The following is a 22,540-nucleotide window of genomic DNA, read 5'->3' as shown; positions in this document are numbered from 1 at the left end:
GTGTTCGGCCGGTGGCTTTGGCACGATCGAGCTTCCAGCACGGAACAGCACCTCCCCCTCGACGGGGGAGGTTGGGAGGGGGTGCGCCACGCGCTCATACCCAACGACAAGCACCAGCAGATTCAACGTACAAGGCACTGACCCATGGGTATTCTCTCCGGCTATCGCGTCCTCGATTGCTCCATCGCCATGGCGGGCCCGTTCGCGGCGCAGCGGCTGGGGGATCTGGGCGCCGATGTGGTGAAGGTCGAGCCGGTGACCGGCGAGTGGCAGCGCCACACCGCGGCGGGCGGGGCGCGCGGCAACAAGGTCAACGTCTCGTTCCTGTCGCTCAACCGCAACAAGCGCTCGCTGGCGGTCGACCTCAAGGATCCCGACGGCAAAGCCGTGCTGCTCGAGTTGGTGAAGACCGCCGACGTGTTCCTGCAGAACTACCGGCCGGGCGTCGCCAAGCGCCTCGGGGTCGACTACGAGACGCTGTCGAAGATCAATCCGCGCCTCGTCTATGTGTCGATCTCCGGCTACGGCGAGGACGGCCCCTATCTCAACCGCCCCGGCCAGGACCTGGTGCTGCAGGGCATGTCCGGCGCCATGCTGTCGGCCGGCCGCGAGGGCGAGCCGCCCAATGCGGCGGGCCAATACCTGGTCGACGGCATCACCGCCTACACTGCCTTCGAGGGCGCCCTAGCGGCGCTGCTGCATCGCGAGCGCACCGGCGAGGGCCAGCTGGTGCAGGTGAACATGCTCGACGCCATCACCACCATCCAGATGCAGGAACTCTCGGTGTTCACCGTCGGCCATAAGCCGCAGGTGCGCTCCGCCGAGCCGCATGCCCATGTCTATATCCGTGCCCCCTATGGCGCCTTCGCCACCTCCGATGGCTTCATCATCGTCGCCTTCCCCAAGCTCGCCAATCTCGGCCAGACCATCGGCGAGCCGAGCTTCCTTACGATGGACGACGAGGTCGACACCTGGACGAAGCGCGACGAGATCTTTTCGAAGACCCGCGACCGGCTGAAGACCAAGACCACCGCCGAATGGCTGGAACTGCTGCGCGCTGCCGATATCTGGTGCGGCCCGGTCTATGGCTATGCCGACCTGGTCGAGGATGAGCAGATCAAGCACAACGGCACCTTCGTCGAGTACGACCACCCGACCGAGGGTCACGTAAAAACCCCGGGCTTCCCGATCCGGTTCTCGAAAACCCCATCGACAGTCGAGCGCGGCGCCCCGGTGGTCGGCCAGCACAGCCGCGACGTGCTGCGCGAAGCCGGGTTCGACGACGCAGCGATCGAACAATTGCTGGCCAAAGGCGCAGTGGCGGAGAACGAGATATGAGCGACAACATCCTCGTCGAGCGCGACGGCTTCGTCGGCATCATCACCATCAACCGGCCGGAAAAGCTCAACGCCATGACGCCGGAAATGGCGGCGGCGCTGGTTGCCGCAGTCACCGAGTTCAATGGCGACGACGCCATCCGGGCAGTGGTCCTGACGGGAGCCGGCGAGAAGGCGTTTTCCGCCGGCTCCGACATCCGCACCCTCGACGACTACGACAGCGCCTGGAATTTCCGCAACCGGCCCGACTATTGCGACGCCATCCGAGCGCTGCTGAAACCTTCGATTGCCGCGGTGAACGGCTATGCCTTCGGCGGCGGGCTCGAAACCGCCATGGCCTGCGACATCCGCATCGCCTCGGACAATGCCAGCTTCGCGGCGCCGGAGATCAAGCTCGGCTGGATCGGCGGCGGCGGCATGGCGGTGAACCTCGCCCATGCGGTGGGTCCGTCCAATGCCGCGCTGATGATCATGACCGGCGATCCGATCGATGCCGCGACCGCCGAGCGCTGGGGGCTCGTCTCCCGCATCGTGCCGCGCACCGAGCTATTGGCCGAAGCCAAGCGCCTCGCCGCCACCATCGCCTCGCGCGCCCCGATTGCCGCCGAGACGGCGAAGCTGAACCTCCGCGCCGCCTGGGAACAGTCGATCGCCAACGCCATCAACTACGAGCGCGACCTGCAGGCGATCTGCTTTGCCACCGAAGATGCGAGCGAAGGCCGGGCGGCGTTCAGGGAGAAGCGCGCGCCGGTGTTCAAGCGGCGGTAGCTCGTTTCACCATCAGGCGGGGCTCTTGCGCCCCCTCTCCCTTGGGGGAGAGGGTCGGGGTGAGGGGGCCTTGCCACAAACACCGAGCGTGGGAAAGGCCCCCTCACCCGGCCCTGCGGGCCGACCTCTCCCCCGAGGGAGAGGTGATCCGGTGCTAGGTCCCAAACGCCGCCAGCGCCGCGCCGATCAAACACGCGGTCGGCCCGAACTTTGCCGGCACGATCTCGACTGCCTTCGACAGCCCCAGCGCCTCGCGCTTCGCCGCGGCGCGGGCCGGTGCGAGCAGCCGGTCGCCCAGTGCCAAGACGCCCCCGGCCACCACGATGATCTCGGCATCGACCACATTATTGGCGCTGCCCAGCACCGCGCCCAGCACCTCCGCCGCCTCGGCGATCACCGCCTGGGCCTCGGCATCGTCGGTCTCGGCCAGCGCCGCGATCTCGCGGAGGTTCCGCTCGTGCCCGGTCCGCCGCGCGTATTCGATCTCCATCGCCGTGCCGCTGGCATAGGCTTCGAGATGGTCGGTGCCACCGCAGGGACACGGCCGGCCCTGCCGCAGCGGCGACAGGTGGTGTCCGACGCTGCCGGCAATGCCATAGGCGCCGCGCTCGACCTGGCCATTGCGCACCAGCGAACCGCCGACGCCAGTTCCCAAGGCGACGATCAGCGCCGAGCGCTTGCCGCTGGCGGCGCCGAGCACGCCCTCGCAGAGCCCTGACGCCTGCACATCGTTGAGCACCATCACCGGCATACCGAGCTCTTCGATGAGCCGCTGCTGCAACTGCGTGCCGGCCCAGCCGCTCAAATGATCGGTCGCCGAGGTGATCTCGCCATGTTCGCCGACGACGCCGGCCGTGCCGACGCCACAGCGGCCGACCGGCGATGGTGCGCCCAAGAGGACGTCTTTCGCCAGCGCAGCGACAGCGGCGATGATCGCCTCCGCCCCGTCGCGGGCCGGCGTCGCGACCTGCCGGCTCATGACGATAGTGCCCGCCGCATCGACCAGGCCGACCAGGATCTTGGTGCCGCCGATATCGACGGCGAGGGCAACCTCGCTCACTTCAGCGCACCCGTGGCGATGCCGCCGATGAAGTAGCGCTGGAACACCAGGAAGATCAGGAAGGCCGGCAGGGTGAACAGCACGCAGGATGCCATCAGCGGCCCCCATTGCACCCCGTGCTCGCCGAGGAACGAGTAGAGCCCGATGGAGAGCGTGTAGCTCTCCTCGTCATTGAGGTAGATCAGCGGATAGAGGAAATCCGTCCACGCCCAGACGAACTGGAAAACCGCCGAGGTGATCAGCGCCGGGCGAGCGATCGGCAGCACGATCGACCAGTAGATGCGGAACTCCGAGGCGCCATCGACCTTGGCCGCTTCGATCAGCTCGTCCGGCACGCTCAGCAGGAACTGCCGGATCAGGAAGATGAAGAACGGCGTGCCGAGGAAGGCCGGAACAATGAGCGGCAGGATGGTGCCGGTGGCGCCGACCTTGTTCCACATCATATAGATCGGGATCAGCGTCACCTGCGGCGGCAGCATCATGGTGGCGAGCACCATGATGAAGAGCAGGTTCCGCCCCTTCCAGCGCAGCTTACTCAGCGAATAGGCGACCAGCGGCGACACCAGCACGGTGCCGAGGACGCTGAGGCCCGCGATCACCACCGTATTGAGCAGGAACCGGAAGAACGGGATCTGCGTCAACGCCCCGACGAAATGGTCGAGCGTCCAGCTGCGTGGCAGCAACTCGGGCGGCGCCATGAAGATCTCGTCGGAGACCTTGAACGCCGTCGTCAGCATGACGATGAACGGGAAGACGAACACCAGGGCGAGGAGGATCACCAAGGCGTAGCGGTAGATGGTCATCAGCCAGCCGAAGCGGCCGCCGACCGGCACGCGCTCGCCGAGCGCCGCGCCTTGATACTCAGCGGTTGTCATAGAACACCCACTTCTTGGCCGACCACAGGATCAGCAAGGTGATGGCCAGCGTCACGAACAGCAGCACCCAGGCCATCGCCGAGGCGTAGCCCATCTTGAGGAAAGTGAAGCCGTTCTGGAACAGGTAGATCGAGTAGCTCAGCATCGAGTCGCCCGGCCCGGTCGCGGTCTGCGTGCCGAGCCCCGGATCCTTCGAGAGGACGAACGGCTGGGTGAACACCTGGAGGAACGCGATGATCAGCACGATCACCTGGAACAGCGTCACCGGCGAGATCATCGGCCAGGTGATGTGCCAGAAGCGGCGCAGCGGCCCGGCCCCGTCGAGCTCGGCGGCCTCGTAGAGCTCCTGCGGCACGTTCTTCAGCGCCGCGAGGTAGATCAGCATGGTGCCGCCCACCGTCCACAGCATCAGGACGATCACCGAGATACCGCCCCAGCTGGCGTCGAGCAGCCAGTTCGGCTGCGGGATGCGGAACCAGCGCAGGATCTCGTTGACGAAGCCGTACTGGGCGTTGAGCAGCCAGCGCCACAGAAAGCCCGCCGCCACTGCCGGCACGATCGAGGGCAGGTAGACCAGCGCCCGCCACAGCGGCTGGCCCTTCAGCTTCTGGTTGAGGATGTGGGCGCCGGCGATCGAGATCGCAATATCCACCGGCACGCCGACAAAGGTGAAGAACAGCGTGTTGTAGAGGCTCTTCCAGAACTTGGCGTCCGAGATCATACGCTCGTAGTTGGCCAGCCCGACCCATTTGGGCGCCTTGAACAGGCTGAAATCGGTGAGGCTGTAATAGCCCGAGGCGAGGATCGGCCACAGGTAGAGCACCAGGAAGCCGATGATAAACGGCGAGGCGAAGGCCAGGCCCTTGAGAAGGGCCCGGCCTGTCGGTTCGCTCGGTGTCGGACGCGCGCTCTGCAACAGCTTACTGCGAGTACGAGCCGGTACGATCGGCAACGCCCTGGAGCGCCGCTTCGGCAGTCTGGGCGCCCTGCAGCACCGAGTCGAATGCGGACGCGAGGTCGGCATTGTATTCGGCCATGTACAGCGCCGGCGGCAGGCCGTGCGTGTTTGGGTTCTTCAGCGCGTCGAGCCAGACCTTGAAGTTCGGCAGGTCGTCATAGGTGGCGCTGTCGACCAGCGACAGGCGGCCCGGCAGGTTCGCCAGCACGTGGCTGAACTTTTCCATCGCCGGCGGGCTGATCAGGTATTTCAGGAACTCGCCCGCGGCTTCCTTGTTCTGGGTGTTGGTCGGGATGAAGATCGTCGACACATCAGCCCAGGTCGAGCCGTTGAGCTCGGGGGTCTTGCCCGGCACCTGCACCACGCCCCAATCCATACCGGCTTCGGTATTGAACTTGGCGCGCCACTCGCCCTCAAACACCATGGCAATCTTGCCCTGCTTGAACGAGTCCTGGTCCGACATATAGGGGCCGAAGCCAGCGACGAACTTGTTGTAGGACGCAGGAGTCACCGGCGCCACCACGTTGTCGAAGTAGAACTGCACGCCCTCGACGAACCCCGGATCGGTCGGGGTCGGCTTGCCGTCGCGGTTCCAGTCGCCGCCATGCGCGTAGCCCAGCGTCTTGAGGCCGGCCGAGATGTCGGTGAGCCCGAGGCCGAGCTGGGTGACGTTGCCCTCGGCATCCACCTTGGTCAGCTTCTTGATGGCGTCGGCGAGCTCGGCCATCGAGGTCGGCGGGGTGACGCCGGCTTCATCGAGCAGCTTCTTGTTATAGACCAGCTGGAAATTGTGGGTGGCGATCGGCACCGAGTAGAGCACGCCGTCGACCACCAGCTGCTTCATGGCGCTCTCGGGGAAATCGGCGGTATCGAGACCGAACTCGTCGAGCGGCAGCAGAATGCCCTGGTTCGCCCACGAGGCGATGTTGGAGGCAAAATTGTCCGAGATGTCGAAGGCGCCCTTGGCGCTCGACATCGACGCCAGCTGTTTGGTCATGTCGGGGCTCGACACGCCCTTGACCACGATCTTGTCCTGGCTGGCGTTGAAATCGGTGATGATCTGCTCGAGCGCCGCGCCCTCCGCGCCGCCCCACAGATACGAGAAGGTGACCTCGGTCTTGTCCTGCGCGGAAGCGCCGAGCGCCCCACCCAGCAGCATGACCGCGCCCAGCGCCGTCGACATCGCGGCATGCGCCGCACCAGCTTGAGCTTTCCGCTCCATCCTGAATTCTCCCTTGGCTACATGCCGTCAAATGGTGTAGCCCAATTTTTCGAAGCGCGTCAACATGGCGTCACATTCTGCATAGAACAGGCGGATATTGGTGCAATTGGAGTATACCACTCACTTGCCCGGCAACGACGAATTGTGCTTTGATGTGCGCCAAAGCGAGATCAGGAAAGGTTGCAAGCCTTTCCGGTTCGATCTCGCGAAAAACAAGGACTTGGAGCAGGAGTGCGATTCAACGAAGCGCAATCGTGCTCCAGTGGGAGGGAATCCGATCATGGCTGAGACCGCCGGAAACGGTCGCACGGGCACCAAGGGCGCCCAGTTGCGGAGCTATCTGCTCGGCCTCATCGAGGGCGAGCTGAAGCCGCATGAAAAGCTCCCCACCGAGCGTGATCTCGCCGAAACCTTCGGCGTCACCCGCCTGACCGTAAGGCGCGCCCTCGATCAATTGGGCTATGAGGGCCGCGTCTACCGCACCCAGGGGGCCGGCACCTTCGTCTCCGAGCCGCGCATCGCCAAATCAGTGGAACTGACCTCATTCACCCAGGACATGCGGGCCCGCGGGCTCGTTCCCGGCTCGCTCGATACGGTGGTGGAAGAAATCCCGGCCGGCGCCGAGATCGGCGCCCGGCTGGCGCTCAGCCCGCGTGATCTGGTCGCCCATATCTCGCGCGTCCGCACCGCCGATGGCGAGCCGATGTGCATCGAGAACACTTATGTTCCGGCCAAGCTCGCGCCCGGCCTCGCGGCGCGCGGCATCACCGGTTCGCTCTACCAGATGCTCACCGAGACCTATCACCTGAAGATCGAGAAGGCCGAGCAGTCGATCCACGCCACGGTGCTCGATCCGCCCTTGGCCAAGCTGCTCGGCGTCCCCGAGTTCTCGCCGGCCTTCAAGGTGCTGCGCGTCGCTTACGATGCCAAGAATCAGCGCATCGAATATGCCGAAAGCGTCTATCGCGCCGACCGCTACTCCTACGATTTCGTCATTTTCCGCACGAGCAGAGACAATACGAATTGACGTCCACACGTGCCCTTTCCCTCGCCTTCCTTCCCCTCGATGAGCGCCCGGTCAATATCGGCCTGCCCGCCGGTATCGCCGCCATAGCCGGCGCCACCCTGGTGCTGCCGCCGGCCGAACTGTTGCCTCAACTCCGCCAGCCCGGCGATGCCGACGGCCTCGGCCGCTGGCTCGAGCGCACGGCGCCCTCGACCGACGCGGTGATCGCCTCGCTCGATATGCTCTGCTATGGCGGCCTGATCGCCGCCCGCACCACCGCCGATACGACGCTCAGCGCCCTCACCCGCCTCGACGTGCTGCGCCGCCTCCACGCCGTGCACCCGGCGCTGCCGCTCTGCGCCGTGTCGCTGGTGATGCGCGCCTCCAACTCCTACAACCCGCAGGAAGAGCCCGATTACTGGGCCCGGCACGGCATGGAATTGCACCAGCTCGGCGCGCTGCACCACCGCGACCTGCTCGAAACCCTCGGCGCCAGCCATGCCGGCAATGCCGAGGCGCTCGTCGCGCTTCGCGCTGCGCTCCCCGGTGAGATCGTCGCCGATTTCGAGCGCCGGCGGCTGCGCAACCATCACGTCAATCTCGAAGCCATCGCGCTGGCCTCCGAAGGCGTCATCGATCCGCTGCTGATCACCGCCGACGATACCGCCGAACACTCGGCCGGCTCAGCCGAGCAGGTGTGGCTGAAGCAGTGGAGCCACGTCCTCCCCATATCAGGCGAAGTGCTGATGTATCCCGGCGCCGACGAGGTGGCCGCGGTACTGGTGGCGCGCCAGCTCGGCGCCCGCTTCGGCGTCGCCCCGCGCTTCACCGTCGAATGCGCCGATCCGCCGGGCATGCAGCGTATCGCCAAATACGAGAACAGCCCGATGCACGAGGCGGTCGACCGCCAGCTCCGCGCCAGCGGCTCGGTGACCGTCACCGACCCCGAGGCCATGGCCCTCGTCGTGCATGCCCCCGACCCGAAGCGCCGCGACCATTGCGGCATGGTGGTAGAGAGGTCCGGCGCCGGACATGACGGCACCCAGTCGATCTTCGATGACGACGACGCGGTCGAGGCCAAGAAGACCGCCGACCTCATCGCCCGCTTGCTGGCCGCCGGCCGCGAGGTGGCGCTTGCTGACCTCCGCTATTCCAACGGCGCCGATCCGCTGCTGATCGAGGAGCTGCACCGCCGCGGCATCCTGCTTGAGCTCGTCGCCTATGGCGGCTGGAATACCGCCGGCAATGCGCTCGGCTCAGTGGTCGCCGCTGCCACGGCAATCCAGATCGGCCGCGCCGCCGGCACCTTCGATGCCGCCGCCGCCCGTCGCGTGCTGCTGCACCGACTGATCGAGGATTTCGCCTACATGACCGAGGCGCGCCGGCCGCTGAACGCCGGTGTCTACAGCTTTCCCGACCGAACTGAGGAGGTGGCAGCCGAGACCGCAATCGGCGCCGGCCTCGACGCCACCCTGAAGCGCCTCACCGGGCGGGACGACCTCGGCATCACCGCCGTCCGCTTCCCCTGGCACCGCAGCTTCGAAGTCGACTTCACCATCGCCGGGGATCTCTCGTGACTGGCCCTACTCTGCTCAAGCGCCTCGAGCGCCAGCTGATCGTTTCCTCGCAGGCGATGAACCCGAAAAGCCCGCTGCGCCAGCGCCCCGATATCCTGGCGCTGCTTGCCGAAGCGGCCGAACTCGGTGGCGCCGGCGGCTTCCGCCTCAACGGCGCCGATGTCGTCGGCTTGCTGCGGCCGCGCACCAGCCTGCCGATCATCGGCATCGTCAAGGACACCCGCGAAGGCTTCGACAACTACATCACCACCTCCAGCGCCGACGCCGAGGCCCTCTCAGCCGCCGGCGCCGATATCGTCGCTATCCAGGCCACATCGGGCACCCGGCCGGGCGAGAGCTTTGCCGAAATCGCCGCCACCACCCACCGCCTCGGCAGACTGGTGATGGCCGATATCGCGACCCTCGACGAAGCGCGGCAGGCCGCCGCCGAAGGCGCCGACCTCATCGCCACCACTATGGTCGGCCACACCGCGCTGACCGAGGGCGTGGCCCGCCCGCCATTCGATCTGGTGTCCGAGATCGTCGCGGCACTCGACGTGCCGCTGGTGGTCGAAGGCGGCATCTGGACCCCCGAGCACGTCGCCGCCTCGTTCGAACGCGGCGCCTTCGCCGTAGTCTGCGGCTCGGCCATCACCGCTCCGGATATCATCACCGAACGGCTGGTGGCGGCGATCCCGGGTCGGTAGCTAGCTCAGCGCGCTTGGCCCCCTCACCCCGGCCCTCTCCCCAGAGGGGCGAGGGGGCGCGAGTTGAACCGCCAGTGCCACAACGCCCCCTCGCCCCTCCTAGGGGCGCAATTGCGCTCCCGGGGGAGAGGGCCGGGGTGAGGGGCGCCAAGCACACCGGCACCCTAAACCACCGTATCGATCGCCCACAGCACCGCGATGATCGCGAAGATCGCGATCAGCACCGCGATCACCCCCAGCACCCCGACCAGCACCCCGCTGAGGATCAGCAGCCCGTCGCGGTTGAGGATGCCGGCGCTGATCATCGCCACCGCCAGCGAGGGCAGCATGTTGCAGAACGGGATCGGCGGCAGCATCACCAGCGCCATGCCGATGTTGAACAGCCCGAGCAGCGGCAGGGCGGGCCGGCTCGACAGCGCGAACAGCCGCGGCGACGAGACCCGGGTCAGCCCCTCGGCAATCCGCGCCAAAATGTCCATGAGCTTCATCAGCGGCTTCAGCGGCAGCCGCCGCTCGCCGACCCACCGCCACAGGTGGATCGGCCGATGGAACAGCATCAGGATGGCGAATGCCAGGATCACCAGCGAGACGACGAAATTGTAGCCGGGCGGCCCGGGCAACAGGTTGAGCAGCGCGAACACCAGCAGCGCCAGCGCATGCGAGTGGATGCCGATCAGCTCGATCAGCCCATTGCAGGTCAACCGCGCATCCGGCTCTTCCGCCACCTTTCGCAGCTTGGCGATCATCTCGGCGAGTGTCGCCTGGATCGGATCGTTCTCGCTGTCGGGCGGCAGGGCGGAGGTGTCCTCCGCCCCTGGTGTCGTTTCGATCACCGTCAGTGCGCCAGCGCCGCCGCCTTGATCTCGGCATACTCGGCTTCGGTGATCGCGCCCTCGTGCAGCAGCGTTTTTGCCCGGGCGATCTGGTCGGCCGGCGTCGCCTGCGCCACTTCGCGGATATAAGCGTCGGTCTGCGACTTGAATTTCCGCTCATCGGCCAGCTGCCGCTGCGCCATGCCCTGGCCGCGCGCGATGATGTAGACCAGCGCCGTCAGCAGCGGCACCAGCAAGAGCGCAATGATCCACAGCGCCTTGGCAAAGCCGCCCATGGAATTGTCGCGGAACACATCGACCACGATGCGCACCAGCACCATCAGGTAGGACAGAAGGAAGAAGCTGATGGCGATCAGCCACAGGAATTCCCAGAAGTTCGAGGTCATCTCTATCTCCAGTTCAGGGTGAAGGGGGTGCGGGTTGAGCGCCCCGCGGCACGACGACTTTCCAGGCGAGCGCCAGCATGGCGCCTCCTTCCCCAATCAATTCCAGCCCCACGAACAATGCGATCACCCAGACCGGCGGCTCCGGCAGGCTGGCGATCAGCAGCAGCGACAGGGCAACTCCCAGGACACCGCTGAGCACCACCCACAACCAGTTCTCGAACGGCCGGATGGTGAAGCCGAAGGTCAGCCGCGCCACGCCCTGCACCATCAGATAGACGATCACCAGCATGGTGATCACCTCGCGCGCCTGGGCCGGGTTGCGCAGCAGCAGGATGCCGACCAGCAGCGCAATGACGATCGACAACAGCTGCAGGCTCGAATGCGGCATCTGCCTCGTGCCGAACAGCGCGACCCCCTGCAGCGCCGCGGTGGCGATCAGCAGCCAGCCGAGCGGCACCGCAATCGCCGCGCCGCTCAGCAGCGGATAGAGCATGGCGAGGAGCCCGGCGACGATCAGCAGTATCGCTTCGGCGATGTAGACCAGCGCGTATTTGCGCACCGCCTGGTGCATCGCTGTGCGATACGCTTCGGCTGCCTGCTCGAGCGTGATGCTCTCCATCTCGGCCTCGCTAATAATCCACCGCGTCGCGGCTGATCGGGCAGGTCATGCAGTGCCCGCCGCCGCGCCCGCGGCCGAGCTCGGACCCCGAGATGGTGATCACCTCGATGCCTTCGCGGCGCAGCAGCGTGTTGGTGTAGGTGTTGCGGTCATAGGCGAAGACCACGCCGGGTGACACGCAGACGAGGTTAGCGCCTGAATCCCACTGCGTGCGCTCGCGCATATAGGCGTTGCCGCCGGTCTCGACGACGCGCAGCTGCTTCAAGCCCAGCGCCTCGGTAACCGTCTCCACCAGCCCCTTGTCCTTGCTGAGCACGATGCCGCCCTTACCGTCCGGACGGTAGGAGAAGCATTCGATCTTGTTGACGATATCGGGGTAGAGCAGCACGCAGTCGCGATCGGCGAAGGTGAACACCGTGTCGAGATGCATCGCGGCGCGCAGTTTCGGCATCGCGGCGATGATGACGCGCTCCACGGCGCCCTGCTCGAACAGCGACTGCGCCAGTTGCGCGATGCCCTGGCGCGAGGTGCGCTCGCTCATCCCGATCAGCACATTACCCTTGCCGATCGGCATCACGTCGCCGCCCTCGAGCGTTGCCATGCCCCAGTCCCTGGTCGGATCGCCCCACCAGACATTCACCTTGCCGGCGAAGTCCGGGTGGAACTTGTAGATCGAGGTGGTGAGGATGGTCTCCTCGTGCCGCGCCGGCCAGTACAGCGGGTTGAGCGTTACACCGCCATAAATCCAGCAGGTGGTGTCGCGGGTATAGAGCGTATTGGGCAGCGGCGGCAGCAGGTACTCGTTGACCCCCGCCGCATCGCGGACCAGCTCCATCAGCCCGGCGCCATGGCTATCGGGAAACTCGTAGGTGGAAAGCCCGCCGATCAGCGTTTCCGCCAATTGCCGGTTGTCGAGGCCCTCGAGATAGGAGCGGACGTCGTCGACGAGGTCGGGGCCGACCTGGTTGGCGACCACCTGGTTGTCGAGGATCCACTTCTTGGCCTCGGGTACGGCGACAGTCTCCGCCAGTGCGCTGTGCATCTCGACCACGTCGACGCCGCGATCCCTGAGCTTCTGCATGAAATCGAAATGGTCGCGCTTGGCCACATCGACCCACATCACATCGTCGAACAGCAGGTCGTCGCAGTTCGAGGGGGTGAGCCGCTGGTGCGCCCGCCCCGGCGCGCACACCAGCACTTTGCGCAACTGGCCAACTTCCGAGTGCACTCCGAACGCAGTTGCCGTGCTCATGGCATGGATCTCCAGGGGATCATGGGACGATGGCGCCGCTGATCAGCCCCCACGCGCCGGCAAGACCGGCGACGAGGGCGACGGCGAAGACGATGAGCTCGGCGGGGCTGAACAGGCGGAGCTTTTGCTCGCGGCGAGCCCAGAAGTAGAGGATGGTGCCCGGCACCAGCAGCACGGCGAGCAGCAGCACATATTGCAGCCCCGCCGCGACGAACATCACGAGGGTATAGAGCGCCGCGATGGCGGCAACGATCAGGTCGCCGGTGCGCTCGCCAGGCGTCGCCTCATACCCCTCGCCGCGCTGTGCGATCAGCACCCCATACCCCGCCACCAGCAGGTAGGGCAGCAGCGCCGTGACGCTGGTCATATCGAGCATGAAGTTGAAGGCGTCCTGCGAGAAATAGGTCGAGATGACGAACAGCGAGACGACGATATTGGTCAGCCACAGGGCGTTGGCAGGAACGCCGTTGGCGTTCTCGGCGGCGAACAGCCTGGGCATGTCTTTCGACTTCGCTGCGGCGAACAGCACCTCGGCGCAGATCAGCGACCAGGCGAGGTAGGCGCCGAGCACCGAGATCAGCACGCCGATCGAAATGAACACCGCGCCCCAATGCCCGACGATCTCTTCCAGCACCCCGGCCAGCGACGGCTGCTGCAGTCCGGCCATCGTCGCTTGCGGCATGGCGGCATAGGGCAGCAGCGTAATCGCCACCATCAGCCCGGTGACGCCGAGAAAGCCGAGGATCGTCGCGGTGCCGACATCGGCGCGCTTCTTGGCGAAGCGCGAATAGACGCTGGCGCCCTCGATGCCGAGAAACACGAACACCGTGATGAGCATGGTGTCGCGCACCTGGTTGACCAGCGATTTCTCCGGCATGCCGACCCCGCCGAAGAAGTTCTCGGCGAACTGCTGGTAGTTGAACACGAAGATCATGATCAGCAGCGCCACGAACAGCGGCACCAGCTTGGCGATGGTGACGATGGTGTTGATGAAGGCGGCCTGCTGCACGCCGCGCAGGATCAGGAAGTGGAAGGCCCAGATGCCGCAGAGCGACACGATGATGGCGATGACCGAGCTGCCGTCGCCGAAGATCATCAGCACCCAGTAGAAGACGTTGCCGAGGCAGCTGCCGAGCCAGTAACCGAAGGCCGAGAGGAACCCCATATAGTCGCCGAAGCCGGCCTTGGCGTAAGCGAATACGCCGGAATCGATGTCCGGCCGCTTCGCCGCCAGCGTCTGGAACACCCGCGCCAGCATGTACATGCCGGTGCCGGCTATGGCCCAAGCGATGATGGCGCCAAACGGCCCGGTGGCCGCGCCGAAGCGGCCGGGAAGATTGAATATCCCGGCGCCCACCATTGATCCCACGACCATGGCAATCAGCGCATTAAGTGAGAGCTTCCCGTCTTTCGTCGCCACGAAAGCCTCCAGATCTCAAGTATCACTGTACGATTTCGTACATATACTGCTCATACAAAAGCTTAGATGCCGCTTCGTGCGGCGCGAATGAACATTTATTATTGCAGTTTATTACAATGACAGGCGGATGTCATTATTGTGCTTGGGGGTTGCATCCGACCGCCCGCACACCCCCTCCGAGCTACGCTAGGTCGCTACGCTCCCAAGCTTCGCTTGCCTCCCCCGTCTAGGGGGAGGTGGGCATCGAGTGTTTGGCTGGGTCTCACCACAACCACCGGCGGACATCCTCCCCTTGACGGGCTTCGAGCCGGCCGAAGGCAAAATCGCTCCAGTGGAGCGATTTTAGGGGAGAAGGCCATGAGAGCTATGCTCGAATGGCCGGGATGGGGTGGGGTGTGCAGCGTACTCGATGGTCGTTGGAACGGACCGGCGAAGCTGTCGCTACACCGAAAACAGCGTCGCCCCGATGAACCGATCGGTGTCGGCGCCATAGTTGTAATAGTACGCGGTCAAGAGCTTGCCATCGGCCCGCACCACAGTGCGCGGGTAGCCGAGGTCGGCCACGCCGCCGTCGTCGCGCAAGACGATATCGTCACTCCAGGTCGCGCCCTCATCGCTGCTGACCCTGGCGCGCATGCCATAGGGCGCGTCGCGATAGCCATAGACCAGCACCAGCCGTCCATCGGCCAGCCGGTTGATGGTGGGCGGATTGCTGTTATGGCCGACCTGCGGCACGGGCGTGCCGACCTGCCGCCAGCTCTTGCCCGCGTCGCTCGAGCGATAGAGGTCGATCCAGGCTCCCCGCTCCGGTCCGCGCGGCGCCGCGCAACGGACGAAGGTGAGAATGTCGCCACCGGGCAGAAGCAGCGACGCCGGCATGATGGCAAAGCCCTCCGGCTCGTCGCCGACAAAGCTCTCGAACGTAAAGCTCCGGCCGCCATCGCGGGTCCGCGCCGCAAAGATCCGCCCCTCGTCGCCATTGGCTTTCACCGCGGTGAGGAGGAACAGCGCGTCGTGCTGGCCGAGCGGCACGATGTCGGTGCGCGCCGAAACCCCGGGCAGGCCGAAATCGCCGAGCCGGTACGGGCCTTGCCAGCTCCTCGCCCGGTCGCGGCTGACGTAGAACCAGCTGATCGAACCGGCATCGAGCCCGGTGCGGGCGCACATCACGATGGTCTCGGGGTCGGTGAAATCGATCGGCTGGTCGAGCACCGGGATATCGCGTTCGACCACGATATTGGGCTGGCTCTGCAGCGCCTCGACGACGTGCTCGTCGCCCGACAGCGACGTACCGCCGGGGATGGTGCCGGTGAACAACTCGTCGCTCCAGCTCAACCCGCCATCGAAGCTGCGCGCCTGCCGGCCGATGAACGGCCGCGTCTTGTCGCGGGCGTGCAGGCTCTCCTGTTCCCCTCGAAACCCTTGCGAAAACACCACCACGACTTCGTCGCCCCAGATCCACATGCCGTAATTGGCCGGCCAGGCAACGAACTCGCCCTCCTTGCGGTAGATTTCGAGGTGCTGCGTCATGGTCAAATCTCCGTCGGGCCCGCGAGGGCCGGGTGGCAATAATCGAACTGGGAGGCGTCAGCCCTTGACGCCGCTGGTGACCGCGCCGTCGATGACGTAGCGCTGCGCGAACAGGAACACGACGATCACCGGCAGGGTGATCAGCGTCGCCATCGCCATCACCACGTTCCAGCGTGCATCGGGTCCGCTCTGTAAGAGCTGCAGCCCGATCTGCAGCGTCGCCATCTCGCGTTGCGAGGTGAGGATCAGCGGCCAGATGAAATCGTTCCAGGCGCTCTGGAAGCTCAGCACCCCCAGCACTGCCATCGCCGGCCGCGCCAGCGGCAGCAGGATGCGCCAGAAGATGGTGAAGGTCTTGGCGCCGTCGAGCCGCGCCGATTCCTCATACTCGATCGGGATGCGCGAGAAGAACTGCCGCATCATGAAGATGCCGAACGGCGTCGCCGCGGTGGGGAGGATCATCCCCCAATAGGTGTTGAGCAGCCCGGTGCCGCCATTGCCCAGCCAGTCATTGCCGCCGGCGAACGGGATGCGCTGCACGATCAGGAAGACCGGCACGATCTGGCTCTGCGCCGGCACCATCAAGAGGCCAACCACCAGCGCGAAGATCAGGTTCTTGCCCTTGAACTGCATCCGCGCCAGCGCGTAGCCGGCCAGCGCGCAGAACACCATGTTCGAGGCAGTCGAGCCGAGCGCGAACACCAGGCTGTTGATCAGCTGCCGCCCGGTATCGGGCCCGGCGATGGCGTCGATATAGTTCTGCCAGACGAGGCTGTTGGGGATGAAGTTGGGCGGAAACTGGAAGGTCTCGGCGTCGGTCTTGAACGAGGTCGACACCATCCACAGGAACGGGGTGATCGTCGCCAGCGCCGCGAAGATCAGCAGCCCGTAGCCGATCGCCCGCTCGGCCACCGGCCACCAGCGCTGCTGGAACGACACGGTCGGGACTGCCGGAGCAGCGGTTTGCGCGATGTCGCTCATGATTCACCCCGGCGCATGAGCTTGGTGCCGATGATCGAGAACAGGAGGATGGCGAGGAACAGCACGGTCGACATCGCCGCCGCATAGCCGAACTCGGTATAGCCGAAGGCGGTCTGGTACATCTGGAACACAATGGTTTCGGTGGAACCGAGCGGCCCGCCATTGGTCATCACGTAGATCGCGCCGAACACCTGGAAGGTCTGCACGATCAGGATGATCATCAGGTAGAAGGTGACGTTGCTGAGCATCGGCACGGTGATGCGGAAGAAGATGTCCTTGGTCTTGGCGCCATCGAGCCGCGCTGCCTCGTAGATGTCCTTGGGGATATCCTGCAGCCCGGCCAGGTAGATGATCATCGCGGTGCCGAAATCGCGCCAGATCGCCATGACGATCAGCGAGGTCATTGCGAGGTTGGGGCTCTGCAGCCACGGCTGCGGCGGCAGGCCGAGCTGCGTCAGGGTGCCGTTGATCGGGCCCGAATAGGGCTCGTAGACATACATCCACACCACCGCCGCGGCGATCAGCGAGGTCAGCACCGGCAGGTAGAAGATGGTGCGAAAGACGATGCGGCCGCGCAGCTTGCCGTTGAGCGCCACCGCTGCCAGCAGCCCCAGCGCCATGGTCGGAAGGGTCACGCCGACAGTGTAATAGGCGGTGTTGCCCACCGCCTGCCGAAACCGGCTGTCCGACACCAGTTTGATATAGTTGTCGAACCAGACGAAGTTGGTTGGCCTGAGGAACGAGATGTCGGTGAGGCTCATCACCACTGTCGCTGCTGCCGGAAGCAGCAGCGACAGGAACAGGATGATCAGGGCAGGCGTCAGGAAGGCGTAGGCGCTCCAGTTCTGCGTGAAGCTTTGTGGCCGTCGGGCCAGAGCTGTGCTCGATTGCAGCGCCATGTCGTCGCCTTCCTTAGCGGCCGAGAACCGCGATGACCTCGGCCTCGGCGGCCTTCAGCGCTTCCTCGGCGGTGACGCGCTTGAACAGCGTCTCCTGCACGGCGCGGGCGATGATCGTCACCATGCGCGAGAAGGCCGGGATGGCCGCGGCCTTGGGCGGCGCGAAGCTGGCGGTCTTGATGAACTTCGAAAGGAACGGATCGGCCTGCACCGTCGGATCCTGCTGTGCCGCCTTCAGCACCGGCACGTTCTTCGAGGCCAGAGCGAACGCCACCTGCTGCTCCTGCGACAGCGCGAACTCGACGAAGCTCACCGCTGCCGCCTGGTTCGGCGACGCCTTGGTCACGGCGAAGCTGAACGGGTCGACCAGCGAGGTGAAGCCGCCCTTCTCCATCGGGATCGGCAGCACGTCGAACTCGATGCCCGCCTTCAGCGCGTTGTTGGTCGAGTAGTTGCCGGCGATGATCATCGCGGCGCGACCCTGGTTGATCGGGCTCGCCGAACCGCCTGGCCCGAGGCCGAAGCCGAGATCGGTGACCTTGTCGGTATGTAAGAGCTCGAACATGAAGTTGATCGCCGCAAGGCCTTCGGGACCGCCAAAGGCCGGCGCCGTCAGGTCGTCGTTGAACAGCGTGCCGCCGGCGCCCTGCAGCAGCAGGGTGAAGATCTCCCAGGTCTCGAGATCGTTGTGGAACATGCTGAGGCCGGCCACTTCGAGCAGGCCATTGTCCTGCCGCTTGGTGAGCGCCTTGGCCCACTCGCGCAGCTCGGCCCAATCCTGCGGGCCTTTGTCGGCATCGAGCCCGGCTTCGGTGACGTATTTGCGGTTGATGCCGAGGCCGCGCGACGTGCCGTAGAGCGGCACCGAGACCTGCTGGCCACCGATATTGCCATAGGCGAGGAGCGAGGCATCGAGCCCGGCGAAATCGACATTGGCGAGCCCGGCCTTGAGGTCGGCCAGCTTGTCGCCGGTCGAATAGGTCAGGGTGTAATCCCAGTGCTGGATGAACAGGTCCGGCGCGGTATTGCCGTTGATGGCGGTGAGGATCTTTTCGTTGAGCTGGCTCGGCTCGGCGAACAGGCTCGAGTTGAGCGCGATCCCCGGATGCGCCGTCTTGAACGCCGCTTCGAGCGCTTCGCCCGCCGCCTTCTTGCTGCCGGCGAGCTGCGACCAGAACACCAGTTGCTGGTCCTGGGCGAAGGCCCGGCCGATACCGCCGGCGGCGGTGATGGCAAGGCTGCTGGCGGCGGCGCCGAAGAGGAACTGCCGGCGGTTGGATTTGAAGGTCATCTCGTTACTCCCTTGTGAGCGCGCGACCGGAGGCATGGTCCTCCTCCCCCAGGTCGCGGGCGATGAAAACGCGTCAGTCGCGGTGTCCGCGAGCCTGGCCCGCGGCATCGAAGAGGTGGATCTGCTTCAGCGGCACGTGGACGCCGAGCGGCGCATCGGCAGCAATCGCCGGATCGCCGTTGAACAAGGCGGTCAGCGTCCGGCCGCCCTGCTCGCCATAAACGATGGTGTGGAGCCCCAGCCGCTCGACGGTGCGCGGGGCGATGCTGAGGGTCAGCGCCGGCTCACCTGGCGCGGTTGTGGTGATCGCCTCGGGCCGGATGCCGATGGTCGCGTCGCCGCCGACGGTGAAGCCGGAAGCATCGCCCGGCAACGCCAGCCGCCCGACCTCGGGCACCTCGAGCAGCACGTTGCCGCCCTCGAGGCCGACCACCTTGGCGGAAAGAAAGTTCATCGGTGGGCTGCCGATGAAGCCGGCGACGAACAGGTTCGCCGGCCGGTGATAGAGATCCATCGGCTTGCCGACCTGCTCGACCTTGCCGGCATTCAGCACCACGATGCGGTCGGCCATGGTCATGGCTTCAAGCTGGTCGTGCGTCACATAGACCATGGTCGAGCCGAGCCGCTTATGCAGCTGGGTCAGCTCGGAGCGCATCTCCATGCGCAAGGCCGCGTCGAGGTTAGACAGCGGCTCGTCCATCAGGAATATCTCGGGCTTCCGCACAATGGCCCGGGCGATCGCCACGCGCTGCCGCTGCCCGCCCGAGAGCTTGTTCGGCTTGTCCTGCAACCGCGTCGTCAGCTGTACCGTCGCAGCGGCCTTGGCCACCTGTTCGCGGATATCGGCCTTCGAGCGCTTCTCCATCTGCAGCGGAAAGGCGATGTTTTCGAACACGCTCATATGCGGGTAGAGCGCATAGGACTGGAACACCATGGCCACCGGCCGTTCGCCCGCCTGCCGCGCGGTCATGTCCTTGTCGCCGATCGCCACCGTGCCGGCGCTGACCGGATCGAGCCCGGCAATCAGCCGCAACAACGTCGACTTGCCGCAACCCGACGGGCCGACAAACACCGCGAACTCGCCATCCTCGATGGCCAGCGACACATCCTTTACCGCCTCGAACGTCCCGTAGGTCTTCGAGACATTCTGAAGTTGCAGTTCGGCCAACGGCGCCCTCCCAGCATGCACGTCCTACCAGCGTGATGGCGGCGTTTGCGCGCCGTCAGATCCCCTCGCCGATGGATTGACCTTGCAACAGAATCCGGCTCGTGTAAACACATAGATTGAACAACTACTCCATCTGGTGATTGTATCAGTGACACAAGAACTTGCAGCCGCCTCTGAAGCCAGCAATTCCAAGGCTCTCGGCGGCATTGTCGCCGCCTCCCTGACCCCTGTCACAGACACCGGAAGCATCGACATTGTGCGACTGAAGTCGCATATCGACTGGCTGTTCGCCGCCGGCTGCAGCTACGTTTCGCCCTTCGGTTCGACCGGTGAGGGGGCTTCGTTCTCGGTGCGGGAAAAGCGGGCGGCGCTGGCCGCACTACAGCAGGCGGGCGTAGCGATGGACCGGCTGATCCCGGCCTCGATGAGCGCCGCGCTCGATGATGCCGTGGCGACCATCGCCGCTGCCGCCGATCTCGGCTGCCGCGCCGTGCTGATCGCCCCACCCTTCTATTATGGCGCGACCAGCCAGGACGGCATCGCCGCCTTCTTCGAGGCTGCTGCCAACCGCTTCGGCGGCAGCTTCCCCCTCGATGTGGTGCTCTACCATATCCCCGCCATGACCAAGGTCGGCTACGGCGTCGAGCTGGTCGAGCGCCTCATTGCCCGGCATGGCAAGCGCATCGTCGGCATCAAGGATTCGACCGGCGACCGCACCCATACGCTGATGCTGGCCAGGACCTTCCCGAACCTCAGGATCTTCACCGGTGACGACCGCGTGCTGCCCGACCTGCTGGCTGCCGGAGGCGCCGGGATGATCGGCGGCCTACCCAACGTCAATGCCATCGAGCTCTGCCAGTTCTTCGCCGACCCCAACGGCCCGGCAGCCCAGGGTCTGCGCGACCGCGCCGCGAAACGCATCGTCGCCGTCGACGACCATGGCGGCATCATCGCGCTGAAAGCGGTGAAGGCGCGGATCAGCGGCGACGCTGCCTGGATGCGGCCCCTTGAGCCGTTATTGCCGCTCTCGCCGGCCGGCGTCACCGCGCTGCTCCAGAGTTTCCGGCAGAGCCAATTCCAATTCCCAGGCGAACAGGATTGAGTTAACGCTCAGGCGAGCGCGAAGGAGGGAAACGCGTATGTCGACCAAGGTCCTGACGGCCCCGACCCGACGCGCGGTGCGTCGCCAGCGGAGCACGGCCGGCGCCGACAACACGCTGAACCGGCAGACGGCTTACCAGCGCTTCCAACGCCTGCTGCTGGCCGGCCAGATTCAGCCCGGCCAGAACCTGTCGCAGCGCGATTTGGTGTCGAAGCTCGGCATTTCGCTCGGCGCCCTGCGCGAGCTGCTGCCGCGGCTCGAGGCGGAAAGCCTGCTTGCCGTGCTGCCGCAGCGCGGCATCCAGATCACCACCGTCGATCTGAGGATGATCCGCGAATCCTACCAGATGCGCCTCGCCTATGAGCGCGAGGCGACCATCTACGCCATCGAGCATGTGAGCGACGCGGCGCTGCAGCAGCAGCGGGCGCTGCACGCCTCGATCCTCGAACGCGCCAGCAGCGGTGGCATCAGCGGCGCGCTGCTCGATGAGGCGCAGAAGATCGATTCCGATTTCCACGATTTCCTCATCGGCGCCACCGGCAACGAGGTGCTGATCCAGGCCTATTCGATCAACGCCATCCGCGTCCGCATGATCCAGCTCGACCGCATCCGGCTGAACCCGGTGGTGCTCGCCCCGGCGCTGGCCGATCACCTCGACATTATCGACGCACTGCTGAAACGCGACCGCGCCAAGGCAGAACTGGCGATGGAAACCCATATCCACAACGCCCGGCTGCGCGCGGTTACCTTCTAGTTCTGAAGCCCACCTTGTTATCGGCGCATTTCATGCCTATATACCTTCCATACGTTACGGCCATCTTTGGCTTCTGATCTGCCGGCTTGCCGGTTGTTTGGTTCCCCTGAATTGCGAACGTCTAGACCTCCGCCGCGTGTTGCGCCGGAGGAACGAGTGCGTTCGCCACTGGGCGTCCCCTCACAATCGAAAGTACCGTCATGATCAATGGCACCGTGAAATTCTACAACTCCACCAAGGGCTTTGGCTTCATCTCCCCGGCCGACGGCAGCAAGGACGCTTTCGTCCATGCCACCGCGCTGGAAGCATCTGGCATCTCCGGCCTCGCCGAAGGCCAGCAGGTCACCTATGACCTGCAGAGCGGCCGCGACGGCAAGCTGTCGGCGACCAACCTGCAGCTCGCCTGATCGATCTGCCGGGCCCGTCAACTAGAGCGTTCCCAGGAAAAGTTGCAGACTTTTCCGGTTCGGAAGCGCGACTAAACAGGACAGGCCCGGCATACGCCTCCCGCTTCGCGGTCGAGGCGTTTCAACGAGAGGCCCCGCATCTTCCGATGACGGGCCCACAAGAGAACACATGACACATCTGAACTACCAGGCTCGCGCCGAGCTCTATCTCGGTCGCGACTGGCAAACTGCCACAGCCCAGGGCCCTCGGGCTTTCCGGGTCGCGGCACACGCCTTGCGCTTCGCCTTCGAGGAAGTTGCGCCCGTCAGTCTGCACGGCGCCCGCCTCCGGGTCGGTGACCGCGTCTATGCCGGCAGCGCCCTCAAGCGCCTCTACCAGAGCGGCGACTATCCGCTGCAGCGCAAATCC

The 22,540-nt window shown here is 65.4% G+C and carries 22 protein-coding genes; 8 read left to right on the top strand and 14 right to left on the bottom strand.

Features of this window, described 5'->3' with window-relative positions; translation table 11 throughout:
• The first annotated feature begins 144 nt into the window (after nucleotides 1-144).
• Nucleotides 145-1,338: a CaiB/BaiF CoA-transferase family protein gene (locus ASC89_RS14990; protein WP_055999131.1), complete on the top strand. Its 1,194-nt coding sequence runs from the start codon at nucleotides 145-147 to the stop codon at nucleotides 1,336-1,338.
• Nucleotides 1,335-2,105, top strand: coding sequence for an enoyl-CoA hydratase/isomerase family protein (locus ASC89_RS14985; protein ID WP_055999128.1), 771 nt, complete (start codon nucleotides 1,335-1,337; stop codon nucleotides 2,103-2,105). Before ASC89_RS14990 ends, ASC89_RS14985 begins: the two co-directional genes overlap by 4 nt.
• A 154-nt stretch (nucleotides 2,106-2,259) precedes the next feature.
• Here the strand turns inward: ASC89_RS14985 and ASC89_RS14980 are convergent, their stop codons facing one another.
• The 4 genes from ASC89_RS14980 to ASC89_RS14965 are packed head-to-tail and all read right to left on the bottom strand — an operon-like array spanning nucleotide 2,260 to nucleotide 6,220.
• Nucleotides 2,260-3,165, bottom strand: coding sequence for an ROK family protein (locus ASC89_RS14980; RefSeq protein WP_055999125.1), 906 nt, complete (start codon nucleotides 3,163-3,165; stop codon nucleotides 2,260-2,262).
• Nucleotides 3,162-4,040, bottom strand: coding sequence for a carbohydrate ABC transporter permease (locus ASC89_RS14975; protein ID WP_082533399.1), 879 nt, complete (start codon nucleotides 4,038-4,040; stop codon nucleotides 3,162-3,164). The genes ASC89_RS14980 and ASC89_RS14975 overlap by 4 nt, the downstream gene beginning before the upstream one ends.
• The gene (locus ASC89_RS14970; protein ID WP_055882666.1) at nucleotides 4,027-4,956 is read right to left on the bottom strand and encodes a carbohydrate ABC transporter permease; all 930 of its coding nucleotides are present in this window, start codon (nucleotides 4,954-4,956) and stop codon (nucleotides 4,027-4,029) included. Before ASC89_RS14970 ends, ASC89_RS14975 begins: the two co-directional genes overlap by 14 nt.
• 4 nt (nucleotides 4,957-4,960) lie before the next feature.
• Entirely contained in the window at nucleotides 4,961-6,220 is a 1,260-nt protein-coding gene (locus ASC89_RS14965; RefSeq protein ID WP_055999122.1) for an ABC transporter substrate-binding protein, read from the bottom strand.
• Nucleotides 6,221-6,500: 280 nt separating this feature from the next.
• On the opposite strand from ASC89_RS14965, the gene ASC89_RS14960 reads away from it, so the two are divergent.
• The 3 genes from ASC89_RS14960 to ASC89_RS14950 are packed head-to-tail and all read left to right on the top strand — an operon-like array spanning nucleotide 6,501 to nucleotide 9,489.
• Nucleotides 6,501-7,247: a GntR family transcriptional regulator gene (locus ASC89_RS14960; RefSeq protein WP_055882661.1), complete on the top strand. Its 747-nt coding sequence runs from the start codon at nucleotides 6,501-6,503 to the stop codon at nucleotides 7,245-7,247.
• Entirely contained in the window at nucleotides 7,244-8,803 is a 1,560-nt protein-coding gene (locus tag ASC89_RS14955) for a DUF4127 family protein (protein ID WP_055999119.1), read from the top strand. The genes ASC89_RS14960 and ASC89_RS14955 overlap by 4 nt, the downstream gene beginning before the upstream one ends.
• Nucleotides 8,800-9,489 carry an N-acetylmannosamine-6-phosphate 2-epimerase gene (locus ASC89_RS14950; protein ID WP_055882655.1) on the top strand — a complete coding sequence of 230 codons (690 nt, stop codon included), beginning with the start codon at nucleotides 8,800-8,802 and terminating at the stop codon, nucleotides 9,487-9,489. The genes ASC89_RS14955 and ASC89_RS14950 overlap by 4 nt, the downstream gene beginning before the upstream one ends.
• Nucleotides 9,490-9,653: 164 nt before the next feature.
• Here ASC89_RS14950 and ASC89_RS14945 read toward each other — a convergent pair whose 3' ends face one another.
• The 10 genes from ASC89_RS14945 to ASC89_RS14900 form a co-directional block, all read right to left on the bottom strand.
• On the bottom strand, nucleotides 9,654-10,322 hold the full coding sequence (locus ASC89_RS14945; RefSeq protein ID WP_055882653.1) for an exopolysaccharide biosynthesis protein: 669 nt from the start codon (nucleotides 10,320-10,322) through the stop codon (nucleotides 9,654-9,656).
• Nucleotides 10,323-10,324: 2 nt separating this feature from the next.
• Nucleotides 10,325-10,708: an SHOCT domain-containing protein gene (locus ASC89_RS14940; RefSeq protein ID WP_055882650.1), complete on the bottom strand. Its 384-nt coding sequence runs from the start codon at nucleotides 10,706-10,708 to the stop codon at nucleotides 10,325-10,327.
• Nucleotides 10,709-10,721: 13 nt separating this feature from the next.
• Nucleotides 10,722-11,327 (bottom strand): HdeD family acid-resistance protein, encoded by a 606-nt coding sequence (locus ASC89_RS14935; RefSeq protein ID WP_055882646.1) that lies wholly within the window; start codon nucleotides 11,325-11,327, stop codon nucleotides 10,722-10,724.
• A gap of 10 nt (nucleotides 11,328-11,337) precedes the next feature.
• Nucleotides 11,338-12,579 carry an arginine deiminase gene (gene arcA / locus ASC89_RS14930; protein ID WP_055999116.1) on the bottom strand — a complete coding sequence of 414 codons (1,242 nt, stop codon included), beginning with the start codon at nucleotides 12,577-12,579 and terminating at the stop codon, nucleotides 11,338-11,340.
• A gap of 19 nt (nucleotides 12,580-12,598) precedes the next feature.
• Nucleotides 12,599-13,999 carry a basic amino acid/polyamine antiporter gene (locus ASC89_RS14925; protein WP_082533398.1) on the bottom strand — a complete coding sequence of 467 codons (1,401 nt, stop codon included), beginning with the start codon at nucleotides 13,997-13,999 and terminating at the stop codon, nucleotides 12,599-12,601.
• A gap of 441 nt (nucleotides 14,000-14,440) precedes the next feature.
• Nucleotides 14,441-15,529 (bottom strand): sialidase family protein, encoded by a 1,089-nt coding sequence (locus ASC89_RS14920; protein ID WP_055999113.1) that lies wholly within the window; start codon nucleotides 15,527-15,529, stop codon nucleotides 14,441-14,443.
• Nucleotides 15,530-15,586: 57 nt separating this feature from the next.
• On the bottom strand, nucleotides 15,587-16,510 hold the full coding sequence (locus ASC89_RS14915) for a carbohydrate ABC transporter permease (protein WP_055999109.1): 924 nt from the start codon (nucleotides 16,508-16,510) through the stop codon (nucleotides 15,587-15,589).
• Nucleotides 16,507-17,409: a carbohydrate ABC transporter permease gene (locus tag ASC89_RS14910; RefSeq protein ID WP_055882635.1), complete on the bottom strand. Its 903-nt coding sequence runs from the start codon at nucleotides 17,407-17,409 to the stop codon at nucleotides 16,507-16,509. Before ASC89_RS14910 ends, ASC89_RS14915 begins: the two co-directional genes overlap by 4 nt.
• 13 nt (nucleotides 17,410-17,422) lie before the next feature.
• Complete coding sequence (locus ASC89_RS14905; RefSeq protein ID WP_055999106.1) at nucleotides 17,423-18,700, bottom strand: extracellular solute-binding protein; 1,278 nt, start codon at nucleotides 18,698-18,700, stop codon at nucleotides 17,423-17,425.
• Nucleotides 18,701-18,773: 73 nt separating this feature from the next.
• Nucleotides 18,774-19,868, bottom strand: a complete 1,095-nt coding sequence (locus ASC89_RS14900; protein ID WP_055882629.1) for an ABC transporter ATP-binding protein — start codon at nucleotides 19,866-19,868, stop codon at nucleotides 18,774-18,776.
• Nucleotides 19,869-20,016: 148 nt separating this feature from the next.
• Here ASC89_RS14900 and ASC89_RS14895 point away from each other — a divergent pair, with 148 nt between their 5' ends.
• From ASC89_RS14895 to ASC89_RS14885, 3 genes are all read left to right on the top strand, one after another.
• Nucleotides 20,017-20,970, top strand: a complete 954-nt coding sequence (locus ASC89_RS14895; RefSeq protein WP_055882624.1) for a dihydrodipicolinate synthase family protein — start codon at nucleotides 20,017-20,019, stop codon at nucleotides 20,968-20,970.
• A gap of 37 nt (nucleotides 20,971-21,007) precedes the next feature.
• A complete protein-coding gene (locus ASC89_RS14890) occupies nucleotides 21,008-21,724 on the top strand; it encodes a GntR family transcriptional regulator (RefSeq protein WP_082528280.1) in 717 nt (238 codons plus the stop codon).
• A 200-nt stretch (nucleotides 21,725-21,924) separates the two neighbouring features.
• Nucleotides 21,925-22,131 carry a cold-shock protein gene (locus ASC89_RS14885; protein ID WP_055882622.1) on the top strand — a complete coding sequence of 69 codons (207 nt, stop codon included), beginning with the start codon at nucleotides 21,925-21,927 and terminating at the stop codon, nucleotides 22,129-22,131.
• Nucleotides 22,132-22,540: the final 409 nt, after the last annotated feature.

The organism is Devosia sp. Root413D1 (assembly GCF_001425235.1).
Taxonomy (GTDB): domain Bacteria; phylum Pseudomonadota; class Alphaproteobacteria; order Rhizobiales; family Devosiaceae; genus Devosia_A.
This window is presented reverse-complemented; position numbering and strand designations above follow the sequence as displayed.